14 protein-coding genes are annotated in these 17,508 nt (G+C 37.7%); 7 read left to right on the top strand and 7 right to left on the bottom strand.

Annotation, left to right across the window (positions count from 1 at the left end; all coding sequences use genetic code 11):
* Positions 1-7: 7 nt before the first annotated feature.
* Entirely contained in the window at positions 8-871 is an 864-nt protein-coding gene (locus PSH54_RS02345) for a copper resistance protein B (protein WP_055011431.1), read from the bottom strand.
* Entirely contained in the window at positions 868-2,691 is a 1,824-nt protein-coding gene (locus PSH54_RS02340) for a copper resistance system multicopper oxidase (RefSeq protein ID WP_055011432.1), read from the bottom strand. The genes PSH54_RS02345 and PSH54_RS02340 overlap by 4 nt, the downstream gene beginning before the upstream one ends.
* 166 nt (positions 2,692-2,857) lie before the next feature.
* Between PSH54_RS02340 and PSH54_RS02335 the strand changes: the two genes are divergently transcribed.
* Both PSH54_RS02335 and PSH54_RS02330 read left to right on the top strand, forming a co-directional pair.
* On the top strand, positions 2,858-3,544 hold the full coding sequence (locus PSH54_RS02335) for a heavy metal response regulator transcription factor (protein ID WP_004588805.1): 687 nt from the start codon (positions 2,858-2,860) through the stop codon (positions 3,542-3,544).
* Positions 3,534-4,931: a heavy metal sensor histidine kinase gene (locus tag PSH54_RS02330; RefSeq protein WP_064387016.1), complete on the top strand. Its 1,398-nt coding sequence runs from the start codon at positions 3,534-3,536 to the stop codon at positions 4,929-4,931. The genes PSH54_RS02335 and PSH54_RS02330 overlap by 11 nt, the downstream gene beginning before the upstream one ends.
* 276 nt (positions 4,932-5,207) lie before the next feature.
* On the opposite strand, the gene PSH54_RS02325 is transcribed toward PSH54_RS02330, so the two are convergent.
* The 3 genes from PSH54_RS02325 to PSH54_RS02315 are packed head-to-tail and all read right to left on the bottom strand — an operon-like array spanning position 5,208 to position 9,200.
* Complete coding sequence (locus PSH54_RS02325) at positions 5,208-5,594, bottom strand: diacylglycerol kinase (RefSeq protein ID WP_024032690.1); 387 nt, start codon at positions 5,592-5,594, stop codon at positions 5,208-5,210.
* Positions 5,584-7,236 (bottom strand): phosphoethanolamine transferase, encoded by a 1,653-nt coding sequence (locus PSH54_RS02320; protein ID WP_273605391.1) that lies wholly within the window; start codon positions 7,234-7,236, stop codon positions 5,584-5,586. The genes PSH54_RS02325 and PSH54_RS02320 overlap by 11 nt, the downstream gene beginning before the upstream one ends.
* Before the next feature lie 2 nt (positions 7,237-7,238).
* A complete protein-coding gene (locus PSH54_RS02315) occupies positions 7,239-9,200 on the bottom strand; it encodes an LTA synthase family protein (RefSeq protein ID WP_273605390.1) in 1,962 nt (653 codons plus the stop codon).
* 173 nt (positions 9,201-9,373) lie between these two features.
* Here PSH54_RS02315 and PSH54_RS02310 point away from each other — a divergent pair, with 173 nt between their 5' ends.
* Both PSH54_RS02310 and PSH54_RS02305 read left to right on the top strand, forming a co-directional pair.
* Positions 9,374-10,048: a response regulator transcription factor gene (locus PSH54_RS02310; protein ID WP_024032693.1), complete on the top strand. Its 675-nt coding sequence runs from the start codon at positions 9,374-9,376 to the stop codon at positions 10,046-10,048.
* A complete protein-coding gene (locus tag PSH54_RS02305; protein WP_273605389.1) occupies positions 10,045-11,454 on the top strand; it encodes a sensor histidine kinase in 1,410 nt (469 codons plus the stop codon). Before PSH54_RS02310 ends, PSH54_RS02305 begins: the two co-directional genes overlap by 4 nt.
* A gap of 242 nt (positions 11,455-11,696) precedes the next feature.
* Here the strand turns inward: PSH54_RS02305 and PSH54_RS02300 are convergent, their stop codons facing one another.
* On the bottom strand, positions 11,697-12,287 hold the full coding sequence (locus tag PSH54_RS02300) for a hypothetical protein (protein ID WP_273605388.1): 591 nt from the start codon (positions 12,285-12,287) through the stop codon (positions 11,697-11,699).
* Between the two features lie 426 nt (positions 12,288-12,713).
* Positions 12,714-13,037 (bottom strand): hypothetical protein, encoded by a 324-nt coding sequence (locus PSH54_RS02295; protein WP_054981787.1) that lies wholly within the window; start codon positions 13,035-13,037, stop codon positions 12,714-12,716.
* Between the two features lie 685 nt (positions 13,038-13,722).
* Here PSH54_RS02295 and PSH54_RS02290 point away from each other — a divergent pair.
* From PSH54_RS02290 to PSH54_RS02280, 3 genes are read left to right on the top strand one after another with little or no spacing between them, the layout of a single operon-like run.
* Positions 13,723-14,334: a TnsA endonuclease N-terminal domain-containing protein gene (locus PSH54_RS02290; protein ID WP_055253882.1), complete on the top strand. Its 612-nt coding sequence runs from the start codon at positions 13,723-13,725 to the stop codon at positions 14,332-14,334.
* The gene (locus tag PSH54_RS02285) at positions 14,331-16,358 is read left to right on the top strand and encodes a transposase family protein (protein ID WP_250653990.1); all 2,028 of its coding nucleotides are present in this window, start codon (positions 14,331-14,333) and stop codon (positions 16,356-16,358) included. The genes PSH54_RS02290 and PSH54_RS02285 overlap by 4 nt, the downstream gene beginning before the upstream one ends.
* Positions 16,352-17,302 (top strand): TniB family NTP-binding protein, encoded by a 951-nt coding sequence (locus PSH54_RS02280; RefSeq protein ID WP_337946977.1) that lies wholly within the window; start codon positions 16,352-16,354, stop codon positions 17,300-17,302. The genes PSH54_RS02285 and PSH54_RS02280 overlap by 7 nt, the downstream gene beginning before the upstream one ends.
* Positions 17,303-17,508: the final 206 nt, after the last annotated feature.

Below are 17,508 nucleotides of genomic sequence, written 5' to 3'. Positions count from 1 at the left end.
AAAATGATTAAAACCAAAATTTAATACCCGCAACAAATGCGGTGTTGTTGCTACTTTGTCCACTTGATGTGGCATAGTCGGCGGTATTGCCAAATTTATTGCTCCATTCAACGCCAATATAGGGCGCAAACTGGCGTGTAAATTCATAACGAACCCTAAAGCCAATCGCGCTGCTTGATAGGCCACTTCCAAGCTCGTTTTGTTTATCGTTTTTGCCATAAAGTGTAATTTCGGCTCGCGGTTGTATAATTAGCTTTTGCGTGAGTAGTAGTTCGTACTCTGCCTCTAACGTAAATGCGGTATTGCCTCGCTCACCTACGTATGCTGTCATATCAAGTTCAAACCAATAAGGGGCTAAACCTTGTAAGCCAAAAGCCAACCATTGCCGATTTTCACCTTCTTTATTGTAATCAAGACGAACACCTGCTTGAGTATCCCAATATGCTGATACGGCGTGACCCCATAAAATATCGGTTTGGTTTTCTTCAATACTTCCTTCGCTGAAATCACCCTCGGTTTTAATTACCAATCGATCAAAGGTAGTGCCGTACCATGCTTGTAAGTCAAATACACCTGCGTTTGCTTGCTCGTTATATTCAAGACGATCGCCTAGTAATGCGTAAAATGGATGCTCATCAGCGAGTGTTAATCGCTCATTGCCCTCAAGCGCATATGGGCCTTCTGTTAAAGTTGTTCCCGCAGAGTAAGCATGGGGGTCTCTTGCATCTTTAGGTGCACTTCCTCCTTGTGGTTGCATCTTAGCGCTATTCATTTGTGCCATTTCACTTTGCGCTAATAAAGGGAAACTAATTAATGAAGCCCCAGTTAACATTAATAAACTAAATGATTTAGATAGTTTTAATTGTTTCATGATACGACTACCTCTCTAAACATGCCGGCATCCATATGGAATAATAAATGGCAATGCCAAGCCCAGCGCCCTACATCGTGAGGGGTGGTTAAAAAGCTGATTCTTTGTGCGGGTTGAACAGGTATTGTATGACGTCGCACTTGCACATCACCTTGCTCGTTTTCTAAATCACTCCACATACCATGCAGATGCATAGGGTGCGTCATCATGGTATCGTTTTGTAAAATAACTCTTAAACGTTGGTTATGCTTCATATGCACTGGCGTGCTTTTACCAAATTCTAAGCCATCAAATGACCAGCTATAACGTTCCATATTTCCGGTTAAATGCAACTCAATTTCAGCTTCTGGCTCTTGCTGGTTAGTGATCCCTTCAAGTGAGTGTAAATCTGCAAGTGTTAAAACACGGCGACCATTTTTACGTAAACCAATACCAGGATCATCAAGATTTGTTCTAGGCATATCAACGCGCATATCAACTGAAGCTCCATACTCCGTTTTGGCATGACGCACTTTAGGGCTGGCAACTGCCAATGGGTTTTCAGACATACCATGTTTGCTATGATCCATCGCCATTGCACCGTGCTCCATAGCGCTATGATCCATTTCTTTAGAGTTCATACCTGACATGCCAGCCATACCTGCCATTGCAGAATGCTCACCGCCGTGGGTCATATTGCCCATCATATCGGTCATCGTTAACCATTCAACAGGGTCAAGTGCAGGTACTGGCGCATCAATATTAGGCGAGCTTGATAAAGTTCCTTTTGCGTAACCAGAGCGATCCATACTTTGAGCAAAAATCGTATAGGCATCATTTTTAGGCTCAACAATTACGTCGTAGGTCTCACCAGGGCCGAATCTAAATTCATCAACTGTCACTGGTTCAACGTTTTGCCCATCAGCTTGTACAACTGTTAGTTTTAGTTCGGGAATACGAACGTCAAAAAAAGTATTGCTTGAGCCATTAATAAACCTAAGTCTTACTTTTTCTCCAACTTTAAACATTCCTCGCCAATTTGACATTGGCGTACTACCGTTCATTAAAAAGGTCATTGCTGATGCAGATAAGTCAGCTAAATCTGTAGGATTCATTCTCATTTGATTCCACATTTTGCGGCGTTGCAAAGCATTCGAAACACCGCTATTTGAAACGTCATCAAAAAATTCTGGAACAGTGGGCTGATTGAAGTTAAATACATCACTCTGTATTTTTAATTTGCGGAACAGCGCCATTGGGTCATCATCAGTCCAATCAGATAATTGAATAACATGCTCGTTATCTGCACTAATAATATCTTTTTCTCGCGGTTCAATAATTAATGCACCGTACATGCCAGTCATTTCTTGAAAGCCACTATGTGAGTGATACCAATATGTACCGCTTTGTTGTAATTTAAATTTATAAACAAAGGTTTCGCCAGGCATAATGCCTTTAAAACTGATACCAGGTACGCCATCCATTTGATACGGTAAAATAATGCCATGCCAATGAATTGAACTCGGTACTGATAACTTATTTGTTACTCTAATAGTAACGTCATCGCCTTCTTTGAGGCGCAAGGTAGGGGCGGGTATAGAGCCATTGATAGTTGTCGCCATACGTACTACGCCAGTAAAGTTAACCGGCGATTCATCTATAACCAGATCAATTACTTTGCCGCTAAGTTCGGGCACAGTGCCTGTTATTGTTCCTGCTACTAAAGATGATGCAGCATGTAATACACTCGGAAAAGCAGCAAGTACACCTCCTGCAATTAAGCCTTGAACAAATCGTCTTCGTGGTGTGCTAACCTGTTGTGATGACTTTTTAAACCCCATTTCCTTACTCCTTCATACCAGAATATGTATTGAGTATAGAAAATAGACCTGTCTTAAACATGACGCGAACATTACAAAGTTGTAATGTTGGTGTCATGTTGCTGTAGTGACAGATACTGCATAATATTTGCAGAGGTAGTTGTTAGGACTTTAATGAAGGAATTGTATGCGCTTATTAGTTGTTGAAGATGAATCAAAGACAGGAGATTATTTAAAACAGGGACTAAGTGAAGCTGGTTTTCAGGTTTCTTTGGCGCGCAATGGACTTGACGGTCATCACCTAGCAATGACCGACTTATTTGATGTAATAATACTTGATGTCATGTTACCTGACGTATCCGGTTGGAAAATTTTACAGTCGCTACGTGAAGCAGATAACAAAACCCCAGTACTATTTTTATCTGCTCGCGATAGTATAGACGATAGAGTAAAGGGGCTCGAACTTGGTGCTGATGACTATTTAATAAAGCCTTTTGCTTTTGCTGAAGTTTTAGCAAGAGTACGCACTCTTATTCGCCGTGGTGTAGTACAAACAGTTGACGATATACTGATAGTTGCTGATTTAGAAATGGATATTCCAAAGCGAAAAATACAACGTGCAGGCAAGCGTATTTTATTGAGTAATAAAGAGTTTAGCTTACTTGAACTATTGTTACGGCGCGAAGGTGAAGTACTGCCACGTTCGTTAATTGCTTCTCAAGTATGGGATATGAATTTTGATAGCGACACCAATGTGATTGATGTTGCCATTCGTAGGCTAAGAGCAAAAGTTGATGATGACTTTACTGTTAAATTAATTCATACGGTTCGTGGTATGGGCTATAAATTAGAGGTTGAAACTGATGGCTATTAAGTCACGGCCTTTATCACTTACGATGCGTGTTGTGTTGTTTGTGGCTGTAACCGTTATTGCGTGCTTAACTTTAGTTGCCACCTTAATAAATAGTTCGATAAAACATCATTTTTTCCAGCAAGATAGTAGTGAACTGCATGTTATTAATCAATCTATTGAATTAGTTTTAAGACAACAGTATAAATCAAACCTGAAACTTAAAAATGAATTATCTAACGCTGTAGCGGGTCATCACGGTGTTTACTATCAGGTAAATACCGCAAAAGGAGAGCTCATTTTTCAAAGTTCTGAACGAGATTTTAGTGATTTTGTAATGAGTGCTAATGCTTCAGCTGGCTTTAACCGTAACAACATTACCTCATGGCAAAATGATACCCACACCTACCGAGCTCTGGTGAGTAATTTAAGTACTGGGCAACAGCAATACAAAATTACTACAGCGATAGACATGAGCTTTCATTTACACTTTCTCAATCAATTTCAACAAAGCCTTTGGGCTATTATGTTTGGCTCTGCGGTACTCATTTTATTGGTGGCTTGGTTTGCTATACATCAAGGATTAAACCCTTTACGAGGTTTGAGTCAGAAAATGCATGACATCCAAACTAATAAGATGGATGTAAGGCTTGATGAAAATAAAGTGCCTATTGAGCTTGTTAATATGGTGCAGTCGTTTAACTCGATGCTCGACAGGCTCCAAGGTGAATTTATTCGTTTATCAAATTTCTCTAGTGATATTGCGCATGAGTTACGTACTCCACTAACAAATATAATCACTCAAACACAGGTTGGTTTATCTAAAAAAAGACAGTTGTTAGAGTATCAAGAATTATTGTTTTCTAATCTAGAAGAGCTGGAACGACTAACTAAGATGGTTAGTGATATGCTTTGGCTTGCAAAAACTCAGAATGGACTGGTTAAACCCGTTCAAAATACTCTAAAAAGCCATGATGAAATTGAAGCATTATTTGAGTACTTTGATGCTTTGGCTGAAGACTCATTGATTACATTTAAGAAAAAAGGTCAAAACCTTTGTTTTTATTGTGACAAATTACACTTTCGCCAATTATTATCAAACCTCCTATCCAATGCAATAAGGTATGCCCCAAAAGGCTCATCAATCACAGTAAATAGTGAAATATTTACCGCTGAAAAAATATGTATTTCAGTGATTAATACTGGGGAGAGAATACCTTCTGAGCATTTACCTTATTTATTTGACCGCTTTTATCGACCCGATAAATCGCGCCAACGACACAGCGATGGAGCTGGTTTAGGGCTTGCAATAGTTAAAGCTCTAGCGCAAGCAAACGGTGGAAATATAGAGGCCAGTTCAAATAATCAAACTACCAGCTTTAAAGTTTTTCTAAATTTAGCTAAAAGCTAATTATTAAATTTAATAACCCAATGTTTGCTTGTACCTCTAGACTTCCCAGCTTTCATTAAACACCGGTTTATAAACTTAAAGTACAAAACGGAAGTAAACTTCCGGTTTCTAACCCAATATTGCTATATTTCGGAAGCAAACTTCCGTTTATAGGAATTCAAAGGTAGTTATCGGAAATATACTTCTGTTTTTTGAAAGCGTTAACCTAGATAGCTATATGAGCCATTTTTCGGGGCCTTATTTGAGCGATCAGCGGTCATTGAGATTGGATAAATTTTAAAAATAACCAATATAGTTTATAAATACAGCAACCCAGACGACTGAACATATCAATAGAGCAATTAGTACTGCTGCGGAGCCTAAATCTTTAGCGAGACCAGACAATGGATGAATTTCTAAGCCAACTCTGTCTATTGTTGCTTCTATTGCTGTATTAACAATCTCTGCGAATATCACAAATAAAACTGAGATTAGGAGCATGACCTTTTCGTAAATACCTATCTGCCAAATAGAAATAATAGTTAGCGATAAAGCAAGTAATAAAAGCTCTTGTTTAAAAGCAGCTTCATTTTTGGCAAGCCATTTAAATGCACGCTGTGAATTTTTAAAAGCTAAAAATACTCGATTAATACCTGACGGCTTATTTACATTATCAAACTGCATTGGGAATTCCCTCATTGTAGGCTTCGGCCTTACAGGCGTTAAAAATATCGTATATAGGTTGGTATTGGTTGCTATTTACATGAGTTAATCCAAGCAAAGTGTCAAAAATATTGTCGTGTGAAAATGTTTTTGAGTGTTGCAACTCAACACAGCGATTGAATTCAGAGTCAGTAAGCTTATTACTCCAAAAAATCATTGGGATATGAGTTTGCTCGGTTGGTGCTAATGCATAAGGAAACCCATGAAGGTATAAGCCTTTTTCACCAAGTGACTCACCGTGATCTGACACATACAAGAGTGATTTTTCCATTTCGTTACTTTCTTGTAATACTTTTATTAATTCGCTCAATACCCTGTCTGTGTATGCAATAGTGTTATCATATGTGTTTGTTAGCTCTGTTGTAGTACAGTTCTGAATGTCGCTTCTATCGCAGTCAGGTTTATACAAACTTGCGTGTTCAGGGTAACGACGATAATAAGTTGGCCCATGCGAACCTATCATATGTAGAATAATCAATTTATGCTTAACGTTACTTTTAGCTATTCTGTCTTTGAGTTTCGAGACTAATATTTCATCAAAACAGTAATCACCGTCACAGAGCGAGTGCTTTTTGTTCGGCTCAATGTTTTCTGATTTGACGCGAGCACACACTCCTTTACAGCTGCTATTATTATCAATCCATGTCACTTCAACACCACTGCGCTGGATAATGTCTAGGACATTTTCTTGACTATTAGCAAGGCGAGAATCATATTCTTTGCGATTAAGCCGTGAAAACATACAGGGCACGGAGATAGCCGTTGCCGTTCCACATGATGAAACATCACTAAAATATTTCACGCCTAGCTTAGAGGTATAAGCATTCGTTGCTCTACTATAGCCTTGCAGTGAAAAGTTAGCAGCCCGAGCAGTTTCTCCTACAACCATTACTGTTAGCGAGGCGGTCGTTTTATTTTCTAAAGCTGGTAAATTATCAAGTACCTTAAAAGGTAGGGGGGGGTAAAAGTAATTATCTCTCAAATATTTATAACCCGCTGTATAAAAAGCAAACGGGGTGATATAGCTTGTAAGCTGTCGGTTATTACGCCCTACAGAAGCGTACTCTTTATAAAAGGTTGCTGCTATTAAAGCACAACAAAGCAAAGCAAATAGATTTAGCTTCACAAAGCTCTTTAAACGTACTCTAAAACTACCAATAATTATGAACTTGGAAAATAAGTAAGTAGGTACAATTCCTAATAAAACTACAAATATTACAAGCTGAAAATTCAAATATGAAAATGCTTCACCTGAGTTTGTCTCAACAATATTTTGTAACATGCTTTTGTCAAAAATAACGCCATAATTAAGTGTTGAATAAAACAATAATGAGCAAAGTAAAACGCTAAATAAAAGTACGGGTTTAACAAAAGTAACTAAGGACAGCCAACTCAAAACTAAAATAGTCAATGAGAAAAGCAATAAAGGAATAGACGTGATAAAAAGCCAATTTATATGGCCTGGCTGTGTTGCAGCAATAAAGGTGTTGTATAAAAACAAGCCATTAAATACGATAACGATATACATCGAAACTAAGCAAACAAAATGACTATAACTTACATGCCAAGACGAAATGTTAAAAATTTTAAAAGCATTTTTCATAATTATTCCTTATCGCTATTTTTATCAGCTAAACGATAAAGCTGCTCTGTGTAAGCTAAGTTGCTAAATAACACATGAGCGAGTGCTTTTTCAGCTAACGTTTTATCTGCGTTTTGCGGTTTATTTCTTTTTTGTATTTTGGTTTTTTTGTTATAGCGCCAATAGCTAGTTTGTTGATTTGGCATTAGGATGACAGCGCGATCATTTTCTAGGTATGCAAAATTGTCGTAGTACTGCATCATCGCGCGTTCAACTGGATAATTTTTGGTGAGATCAAAGCCCACCATTGGAGTTGCTTGGTCAACTCCTAAAAGTGACAACAAAGTAACAGGTAGGTCAATTTGACTAACAAGTCTTGAGTCGCGTTTAGCCTTCATATCGCTGTTTAAAATAACCGCAGGTATGTGAAAAGACTTTAAAGGGACGGGCTCAGAGCCAAAAACACGCACATCATGGTCTGCCACAACCAAAAATACGGTGTTTTTCCAGTACGATTGTGTTTTTGCTTTATTTATAAACTTCCCTAGTGCGTAATCGGCGTACTTAATTGCAAGATCACGTTTATAGTTTTCAGGACTATACCCTTCAGGTAGCGATACCTTACCTTGTGGGATGTCAAATGGATCGTGATTGCTCGAAGTAAATACAAGACTAAAAAATGGCACCGCCGCATTACTTAGTTTAGTCAGTTCCTTATCTGCTTGTTGGAATAAGTCCTCATCACTCGCGCCCCAAGAGGAGATAAACTGAGGGTTTTCAATGTGGTTGATGTCAACAATATCGTTAAATCCGTTTCCTAGGAAAAAGCTTTTCATATTGTCAAAATGACTTTCACCGCCGTAGATAAATTGGGTAATATAACCTTGTTGACTCAATACATCCGCTAATGAAAAAAAGTTATGCTGGGATTTAGATAGTTTAACTACCGAGCGAGATGGAGATGGCATAAAGCCAGTGGTAATTGCTTCAATACCTCTCACGGAGCGCGTTCCCGTAGCATAAAGGTTGTCAAACCCCCACCCTTGTTGATATAGCTCATCAAGTTCAGGAGTTATACCTAACCCACCAAGTTGTCCAACAAATCGGGCGCCTAAACTTTCCTCAAGTATAATTACTAAGTTTTTTTTAACTCCAGACACAAAAGGTTTGTTGTGTGCCAAGGTCGGAATATTTCCGGTGACAAACTGCTTACGATAAGAAGCCTTTTTGACTATATCTATAACTTGCTGGTGAGGCATTGTGCCATACAAATTGCTAGCACTTTTTTCGTTACCCATGTTTTTCAGCGCAAACGCAACACTGTAAGTGGAGTTAAGAACAAGTGAATTTACTAGTGAATCTTGAGAAAAATAGACTAATGCAGGGTTAAGCGGCCGGTGGCTCAATGTACCTCTGGCAGCAAGGAAACAAAGCATTAAAACAGCCATAAGAATAGATAAATTAGCTACTTTTTTCAGTGGCTGTACTTGTGGTTTTGTGAATGCTCTATATAAAAGGCGATAGCTGTAAATACTTGTTATTGTCGCCACAAGTAATGTACTTAGCATTGCTAAAAGGTGACCATGAATTAGCATCGAGAATACTTCTTGTGGGTAATCAAGATATTCAATATATAACCGGTTAGGCCTTACATCATATTGAGTGATGAATGCAGCTGTTGATGTTTCTAAAATAACAACAACAGTCGCAATAATGCTACCGTAAAGCGAAAACATGCGCTGGAATAGCTTTGTTTTAGAGCGTGCAATTACATGCAGCATCAATATCAGCACTCCAATAGTTGCTAAGTATCCAATGCTACTTAAGTCTATTTTGATAGCACCTGAAATGACTGGCCAAATATCACCATCATTTAATCTTGAATGTTGCCATATCAATAGCCCAATTCGGGAAGTTATAAAGATTGATAACAATATAAGTGTAAAACGTGACAAGGGTTTTAAAACGGAAGTATTTGCTGACATAGTTGTACTCGTCTTTAAAAATTGCAGCAATACTAAAAATCGAAACTTAAGAAATCCTGATGATAAACTTAATAATGGCTATACTATAAAAACTTAAGGAAGCCTTAAGTAAAACTTAAGTTATATAGCGTAACCTAGTGATTAAGATGCATTTTCAGGCGAACAAATAGAACATGAAGTTATTAATAATTGAAGATTCAGGGTCACTGCGACGTAGTTTACGGGTTGGCTTAACAAATTTGGGCTTTGCGGTGGATGAAACCGGTGATGGCTCACAAGGGTTGAGTATGGCAATGACAGGTGAATATGAGCTTGTAATACTTGATATTATGCTACCTAGTATCGATGGCATCACTGTACTGCAAACCATAAGAACAAAACAGCTTGATACTAAAGTTTTAATTTTATCCGCAAAGCAAGAACCTGAAGACCGCGTTTTAGGGCTTCTAACCGGAGCGGATGATTACCTCACTAAACCTTTTTCATTTGATGAACTTCACGCTCGACTCTTAAATTTAATGCGTCGTGGTGGACTAAAAATGGTCAGTGATATTATAGTTATTGATAATTTAGCCCTGAATTTGCAGTTAAAACTGCTAAAAGTTTCTGACAACGTTATTGATTTAACACCCAACGAGTACAAAATTGTCGAATGTTTATTTAGCAATCAAAATAAAGTGTTTAGTGCGGAAAAGCTAAGTACCTATCTTGCAGGACAGTATGATTTAATATCGAAAAACTCGATTGAAGCCCATTTATCATCTGCTCGTAAAAAAGTAAGAGTTGCAGGAGGAGAGCTACCAATTCAAACCAAACGTGGCTTTGGTTATATTGTGCAAGGGCAATGATGAAATCTATTCGCAGTAAACTAGTAATTACTCTCTCAGTAACTATAACAGGGTTAGTTTTATGCATATTGTTGGCCACTGATATTGCTGTTGATAGCTGGATAGACAATGAGTTTGATCGCAGCCTGCAATCTAAAGCAGGTATGTTAAAGACCTTAGTAAATAAGACCGATAATGGTTATTCCTATAATTTTTCCAGTGAGTTTATGCCTGAGTTCGCAGGAGAAGTTGAGCCCGAATACTTTCAAATATGGAACAAAGAAGGTACCTCCATCCGCTCAAAAAGTTTAGATTTATTTGAGGTTAAAAACCTACCATTTGAAAACTTGGAAATTGGCGAATCAAAAATACGACCTATTCAACTACCTGATGGTCGGGATGGCCGAATTTTTTACAGTCGTTTTATACCACAAGTAAAAGATAAGGCATCAGTTGACACCTCTAAAAAGACAGACGCTGAGTCAATGATTTTAGCTTATACAGCATCCTCTGAGGAAGTTGATTTTGTACTTTGGTTGATTGACGTTATTTTTATAGTCACGACAATTACAGTTATTGTATTTATTCGATTGTTTGTCAGAAAGGCCATAGATACATCACTTGCGCCATTGGTACAATTAAATAAGGATATCAGTCAGTTAAGCATTGTCAGTGAAGGCTCAGAGATATTTATAAAAGAGCCAGTTAAAGAGCTCTTGCCAATTGTCGAAAGTTTAAATGCCTTTATTAAAGAGAACAGGCAACTTTACCTAAGAGAGAAGCGCCTCACATCAGATATTGCCCATGAAATTAAGACGCCCATTGCCGAACTAATTAATATGGCAGAAGTCTCCATACGGTTTCCAAATGAAAAAGAGCTCAATGATGACTTTAAGCCTGAAGCTTTGAAGATAAGCCTGAGACTTAAAAATATAGTCTCAAATTTATTGCTATTACATAAATACGGAGGAGGTAAGCTGAACAAGCGAGATGCCTGTGATTTAAATCAAGTTATTAGCAGAATACTGGAAACCCATGATTTATCACGTGTAAATTTGCAGTTGGATGAAAATGCACCAGCAATTATGAGCAACTTGTTTGCCCTTGAATCAATTTTTAGCAATTTAGTTAACAACGCGAAACAATACAGTCCACTCGATTCAAAAATTTTAGTCTCCACGAGAGTTGTAAGGGATAAAAACTTAATATTATCAGTTACTAATTCCCTTAATGAACCTTTGAATGATAGCGATATAGACCAATTATTTGACCCATTATGGCAAAAAGACACTTCAAGAACATCGATTGATAACTTTGGATTAGGGCTATCAATCGCTAAGACGCTTAGTAAAGCAATTGATGCGCAATTAAGCGCGAAAGTTAGTGACAAAAAAATTACATTTTCTTTAGCCTTAACTACGGATTAGCTTATTCACTAACTACATAGAAATAAAGGCTGGGGTGTACAATTATGTGAAGAGGCTCCTATATACTTAATTTTACTGGCAGCTATAAAACAATCAACACCTTTTCTGCGGCTTAGCTGGGTGTTGTTATCACTGTCCGCTCATGGAATAAATGCGTCTGTTCGATTTGATTGACTTTATTTGTTCAAATCTGACAGTTTTGGTTAGATCTTATTAAATGAATACATTACGCGCTTATCTTGTTAAGCAAAAATGCTAACTAAATCACTGTTAAAAGAAAGTCCGCTTAAGCTATTTTCATTAACCAGAGATTTAAACGCAGCATTACAATAAAGTGCTGTCCCACCTTGCATGCATGATTTAAAAACAAGATTTTTGTCTGATTTAAATGATAAGGATTTGAGGCCATCCTCAATACCATTCAGGTAAGCCTTTTCAGTAAGAGATTCGTCTTCTTCTTCGAAAACGAGTGGATTAAATAAAATTAGCTCTTTATCACACCTAAGTGGTATAAATTCCCCGTAAACTTGCAGATAGTTCCCTAGGGCAATATACGCTTTTTGGTTCAAAACAAGGTAATTCGTAAATAAGTTTACGTCGTAGGCTTGCTTTAAAGCTTCTTTTTCAACTTTGCAGCTAAATCCGTTTTTGACTATATCCGCTATTTTAGTTTTGCCGCTAGGAAAACCAATCTTGGCTAATATTACTGCTTCTTTATAACTGAGGTTATTTTCTTCGGCAATTTGGTCTGCCATCGATACGATATCTAGGTCAATTATATCGTATGTTCTATCTGGTTTGTGCAATTTATAAATATCGAGTTCCTTTCCCATAAGTAATCCTTTGTGAAGTAATATTTGTGCTTATTAAAGATTAATGAAGCCAGAATATCAACTCCTTCGGCAACGCAAGCAGAACCTCATTGGATACTAGCCAAATTTTATTAGGCTGGGTTACTAAAGGAGTGCGCGTTAGTTATACCTATACTCTATTCATTTATTAGCTTTTACTGTATTCATTTATTAGCTTTTACTGTATTCATTTATTAGCTTTTACTGTATTCATTTATTAGCTTTTACTGTATTCATTTATTAGCTTTTACTGTATTCATTTATTAGCTTTTAATGTAAAACTAGCAACATTTACATAATACAGATTCTCATCTTTGCCTACCAAAGCCCCTAAATATCTTCCCTTATGTAGAGCTCACGACCCCCAAAAGTAAAATATAATAGATAGATTACAAGGCGTTAATCGCCTTATTTATCTTCCATAATATCTTTAAGTGCAATGCGCTTTAGCTTAGTACCATCGCGATACCCTTTTACTAACAATTCATCTAATACAGCGCCGGTGTAAAAGGTATAGCCATTTTCTTCATCAACGGGAAGCTCGTATACAGAGCCTGATATTTGAGGCCAAATCCAATAATTCCCACAGGCTGATAAGTGGGGTAGAACCATTGAACCTGAGCTTACTCTCCATTCATCATCATTTTTCCACGAACAAAACAACACATAGCAGGGTTTGCTATCAATAGTTTGAAACGTTAAAACAACCCACCCTTCTGGCTTGTGTTTCATATGTCACTCCATCTTGTTTACAAAAAAATTTAAGCCTCCATTAACCTTAACTTAATAAACAAGAACACCCCCTCTTTTTTCTTAAAAAACACAAAAAATAAAAATGCTTAAATTAACCTAGAATTAATATCGTTGGCATTTTATGAATTTTAAAACCCAAATCAAAGACACTTAAAGAAGATAGCGAGAGGTCTGACCAGTTTAACCTTCTCTATTTCTGTAATATCTGCAATCATAGTGACTGCCTCTTGAAAAGCATCAACTTTGCTGGGTCCAGGTGTGAAATTTTAAATTTAAGCTTTTGGGGGTAGCGCGGAATATTAATTACGCTTTGGGTGTTTTACTTGAACATAACAACGTCATGTTAAACACAAACATAAAACCGGTTTGGATAAGGTAAAAACAACTCGAGAAACCTTCACAGTACTTTAAAGATAAATTTTTTTTGAGAATAAATAATTTGCTCGTAGAAAAAACATTGAACTTAACTTTTGAATTTTAAAGTGAGATTAACCCTTGAAAATAAAACAAAATTTTCAGTGGCTCCAAGGATTGATAAGCCTAATTATGACGAAAGGAATAATGTAAAAATGCTTACCAAGAACAACTATTCTAAAGATAAACCTTTTAATTTATCACCCATTATCTATAGTGTAAAGACATTTATTTTTTGGGAGGTAAAATTATGACCGTTACAAAGACGAACGCTAACGTTCACAGAGGTCGATTTGTTATACGATTTTACTCCCATAAAAATCAGTGCGCACTTAATCCCGAGTCATTTCAGGAGCTGATCCTGGCTTTTAAACTGGAATGTGACCCTAATGTGAAGCTGTTTGCCACCCAGCCTGAGCAAATAGAAGTGACTATAGACAAAAAAGTTTACCGCTATACACCCGACTTCTTAGTCCTATATCATTCTGGCTTCGCTGAATATATTGAAGTTCATCATGAGTCTCAGGTTGATAAAGAGTATCACTCGAAAATTCATCTTTTTAATGAGTACACCCGAAAAAAAGCACAAATAGGTTTACGGTTAATCATCGTCGATAAGCTCAATACTATCTTTATGGCGAACCTGAATCTGATAACAATGTATTACTCGGAGCATTCATTCCCATTAACAATGCTGCCTGATGGAGATTTAACCTTTGGTCAACTCATCGAATGCTTGGAGGGTATAGCTAAAAACCCAGTGTCAGAGGCTTATGGACTAATTGCATCAAATGTATATAAATTCGATATGGAGAAGCCGTTAAACGCCTCTACTACATTGATGCGAGGTCACCTCAAATGATCGGATATGCTACGGGCACTGACTTGACTAATAAGTACGGTAACGTTGAATCTATTGCGTTTGTTGACAGTACATCAATACTCCTTTCCGGTGATGGTATAGAGACTAAGAAGCGCCTATTACCTCGAGACGACTTTGAGAAATCAATTGATGATCAAGGCTTTATATTAAGAAACGCACAGCATCCACATATTGAACTAACAGAATATCAAAAGTTAACGGTTACATCACGATTGATTTATCAATCTATCTTGAAAGAACTGGTTAGTGAAGGATACCCTGCTACAACCAAGAAGACATATGATGAGCTCATCAAACGAGTCGAGAGTCAACATCCTGCAACTATTGCCACAAAACACCCGCAATGGAAAACGGTATGTCGCCATTGGCGCGTATGGGTTCAATCAGATTTTAATGATGAGGCGCTTGCGGGAGTGAAGCGTAATAGGCCTATACGGCTAAATGCGGCCACTGAGGCTTTCATACAGCACTACATCGCTACCGTCTATTCGTGTAATAACTCTGCTTTCAAAGGCGCATATTACAGTAACTATAAACGAGAAGCGCAAGAAGCTAGCTTGAAAAATAATGAGATTCAAATCGCATCACAACGCACCTTTTACCGCCGGTTACAAGAGCTTACTGATGCCGAAAAACTTGCTAATTTTAAAGGCCTTTCACAAGCGGAAATCAATAAGCGACTAACAACGCTACGTAAACGAATAAAAACCTATTACGCAATGCAGCGCGTTGAATGCGACCGTGTTGTGCTAAATATGTGTTTAATTGACGACAAAACAGGTCTTCCGACACCGCCTATTTCTTTGTATGTAGCAATAGACGTATACACACGCGCACCTATCTCTGTGGTGCTTAGCTTTGAACCTGAAAACTCTGCCGGTGGGCTTAACCTTTTACGTCAAATATTTATGGCGGATAGTAATCTTACAATGAATGGACGTAAACCGACAACATTGATTATGGATAATGGCCCAGGGTTTAATAATCGTTTGATAAAAAAGGCTGCGGAGCGACTTGAGTTAAATATTCATTATACACCATCAAATCAACCTGCTAAGAAGCCATTCATTGAGTCATTTTTTAACGTATTAAGAGATCACTTTTTTTCGGGTATGAAGATTGAAACGCAAAGTGGTGAGACGAGTATTGGATTTCAAAGTTATTCAGGAAAACGTACTAACCCGAACTCACTCGACACAATTCCATTAGCTAAACGTGCGGATATAAAGGTATCTGATTTTACAAAGCTACTGAATATATTTTTGACAGAATACATGCACAAACACCATAAACAGGCTGGCCATACGCCTATCAAAAAATGGAATCAGTCCATTATTGATACGCCTATGCCTTCATTCACATATGATCAGCTACAACATTGCTTCCACGTGTCCAGAGCCCAGGCCTCACATAAATTACAGCAACGTGGAACTATCAGATGTTTAGGTCAAGATTATTACAGTGATGAGCTAAAACAACTATACGCGGCTACTAAAACAGACATGGAGCTGGGTGAAAACCCCTCTGTTTATGTGTTTCATGACGACCTAGATGCCAGAAAAGTAACAGTTCAAGCAACACTGCCTGGCGAGAACAATCCTGTGGAAATAGTGGCTGATAATATTGACCATCATGATACTAAACTACCAGTCAGCTTTGCTGAACTAAATGGCAATCAAACTCTGACCCAACTCGGAATATATACAGAAACTTTCTCCCATACTCCTACTGGTCACTATGTCGGTGAAATAACTGAATTCGTAAAGCAAAAGCCCAAACGCAAACAGCACAGAGGCCCGAAGGTAGCGTCTTTCAATAAAAATACGAAAGAGAACTTATCCATTGTAGAGCGAATAAAAAAATCTCATAAAGTGAATGAACTTAAATCACAGATATCGCACTCAGGTGAACAAGATACCTACGCAGATACGATAGTGAGCAAAACCAGAGAAATGGCCTCTACCCGTTATAATGATGATGAAGGAAATGAAAAACAATGGTAACTATGCCCAGTACAATTTTCGCATGTGACATACAAATGAAGATATGGCAGAGGATAGCGGAAATCCACAATATGTATCACGTACCTTCAGAGGATAAACGAGCTCAACTTATTTATGGTGCCTCGGGTGCTGGCAAGACGTATATATTAAAGCAGTATCACGCTCAGTTTTTACCTGTTACTAAGCCAGAAAAAACGACAAAACCAATCTTTTATGTCGCTTTTAAGGAGTTTAAAAAAAGTACTGCAGAGATAACTCGATTTTTAATTTCAGAGCTAGAGGGAACAACACAAAATTCTCGCACTACTGCAGCTGAATTGGATGCCCAACTTATCTCACTTCTCAAAGGCCTAGAAGTGGAGCTAATCATTCTTGATGAAATTCAGAATATTGCCTCAAGTTATGATGGGATAGAGTTTCAACGAATTATTAAATATTTTTGCTATCTGATCGATAGCAACAAGATCCGTTGTTCGATTATTTTCGCCGGTACAAGCAGTGCTAAGCGCCTTATTACATTTGGTAGAACCGCCGGTAAATTTGACGATGACGAGCAGATGTCTCGTCGACAAATGCGCCCCATTGAAATTAAGCCAATCCTTCCTAAAACGAAAAACTGGATTGCCTGTTGTAATTGGTTCATTCAACAAGTTGGGTTGCCAAATTTAACAAAGGATGAGCACAGTGAGCTACTTGATCGTATTTACCTTGCGTACAGTGAGCACACCATGAGTACAATGCGCGATTTATTTTTACGTAATAACACACGAAATGCAAAAAACTATGATCAGCTTATAGAAGCCTTATTTGAAAACTTTGAGAAATATGCAATTGGGGCTGTCAATCCATTTGATTATGAACTTTTAACAAAAAAACAATTAGATGCATATCTAAATGAGCAAGATAAAAACCTTAGAAGTCAGTTCTATTCGGGGTTATGCTAATGCGTTTCCCAATAAAACCCTCTTACTATGAAGCGGAGTCAGGTATTGGTTATGTACTTCGTTTACTTAAAAGAAATGGCATACAATCAGAATCTCGCGTACTCAATAAGGCTATTCTAACCAGTATCATCAAAGGTAGATCAACAAAGAACGGACTCCTTGATCACCTTATTCCTATAACTCGCACTTTATCATCATTAAAGATA

This window comes from Pseudoalteromonas sp. Angola-30 (assembly GCF_028599215.1).
GTDB classification, from domain to species: domain Bacteria; phylum Pseudomonadota; class Gammaproteobacteria; order Enterobacterales; family Alteromonadaceae; genus Pseudoalteromonas; species Pseudoalteromonas atlantica.
Note: the sequence above shows the minus strand (reverse complement) of the source record. Positions and strands in the feature narration are given on the sequence as shown.

What these genes read in the sequence shown, in the direction of transcription:
- PSH54_RS02325 (WP_024032690.1), bottom strand. Translation starts at nt 5,594, where the DNA reads ATGCAGTTTGATAATGTAAATAAGCCGTCAGGTATTAATCGAGTATTT.
- PSH54_RS02305 (WP_273605389.1), top strand. Translation starts at nt 10,045, where the DNA reads ATGATGAAATCTATTCGCAGTAAACTAGTAATTACTCTCTCAGTAACT.
- PSH54_RS02340 (WP_055011432.1), bottom strand. Translation starts at nt 2,691, where the DNA reads ATGGGGTTTAAAAAGTCATCACAACAGGTTAGCACACCACGAAGACGA.
- PSH54_RS02280 (WP_337946977.1), top strand. Translation starts at nt 16,352, where the DNA reads ATGGTAACTATGCCCAGTACAATTTTCGCATGTGACATACAAATGAAG.
- PSH54_RS02345 (WP_055011431.1), bottom strand. Translation starts at nt 871, where the DNA reads ATGAAACAATTAAAACTATCTAAATCATTTAGTTTATTAATGTTAACT.
- PSH54_RS02285 (WP_250653990.1), top strand. Translation starts at nt 14,331, where the DNA reads ATGATCGGATATGCTACGGGCACTGACTTGACTAATAAGTACGGTAAC.
- PSH54_RS02295 (WP_054981787.1), bottom strand. Translation starts at nt 13,037, where the DNA reads ATGAAACACAAGCCAGAAGGGTGGGTTGTTTTAACGTTTCAAACTATT.
- PSH54_RS02330 (WP_064387016.1), top strand. Translation starts at nt 3,534, where the DNA reads ATGGCTATTAAGTCACGGCCTTTATCACTTACGATGCGTGTTGTGTTG.
- PSH54_RS02300 (WP_273605388.1), bottom strand. Translation starts at nt 12,287, where the DNA reads ATGGGAAAGGAACTCGATATTTATAAATTGCACAAACCAGATAGAACA.
- PSH54_RS02320 (WP_273605391.1), bottom strand. Translation starts at nt 7,236, where the DNA reads ATGAAAAATGCTTTTAAAATTTTTAACATTTCGTCTTGGCATGTAAGT.
- PSH54_RS02310 (WP_024032693.1), top strand. Translation starts at nt 9,374, where the DNA reads ATGAAGTTATTAATAATTGAAGATTCAGGGTCACTGCGACGTAGTTTA.
- PSH54_RS02335 (WP_004588805.1), top strand. Translation starts at nt 2,858, where the DNA reads ATGCGCTTATTAGTTGTTGAAGATGAATCAAAGACAGGAGATTATTTA.
- PSH54_RS02290 (WP_055253882.1), top strand. Translation starts at nt 13,723, where the DNA reads ATGACCGTTACAAAGACGAACGCTAACGTTCACAGAGGTCGATTTGTT.
- PSH54_RS02315 (WP_273605390.1), bottom strand. Translation starts at nt 9,200, where the DNA reads ATGTCAGCAAATACTTCCGTTTTAAAACCCTTGTCACGTTTTACACTT.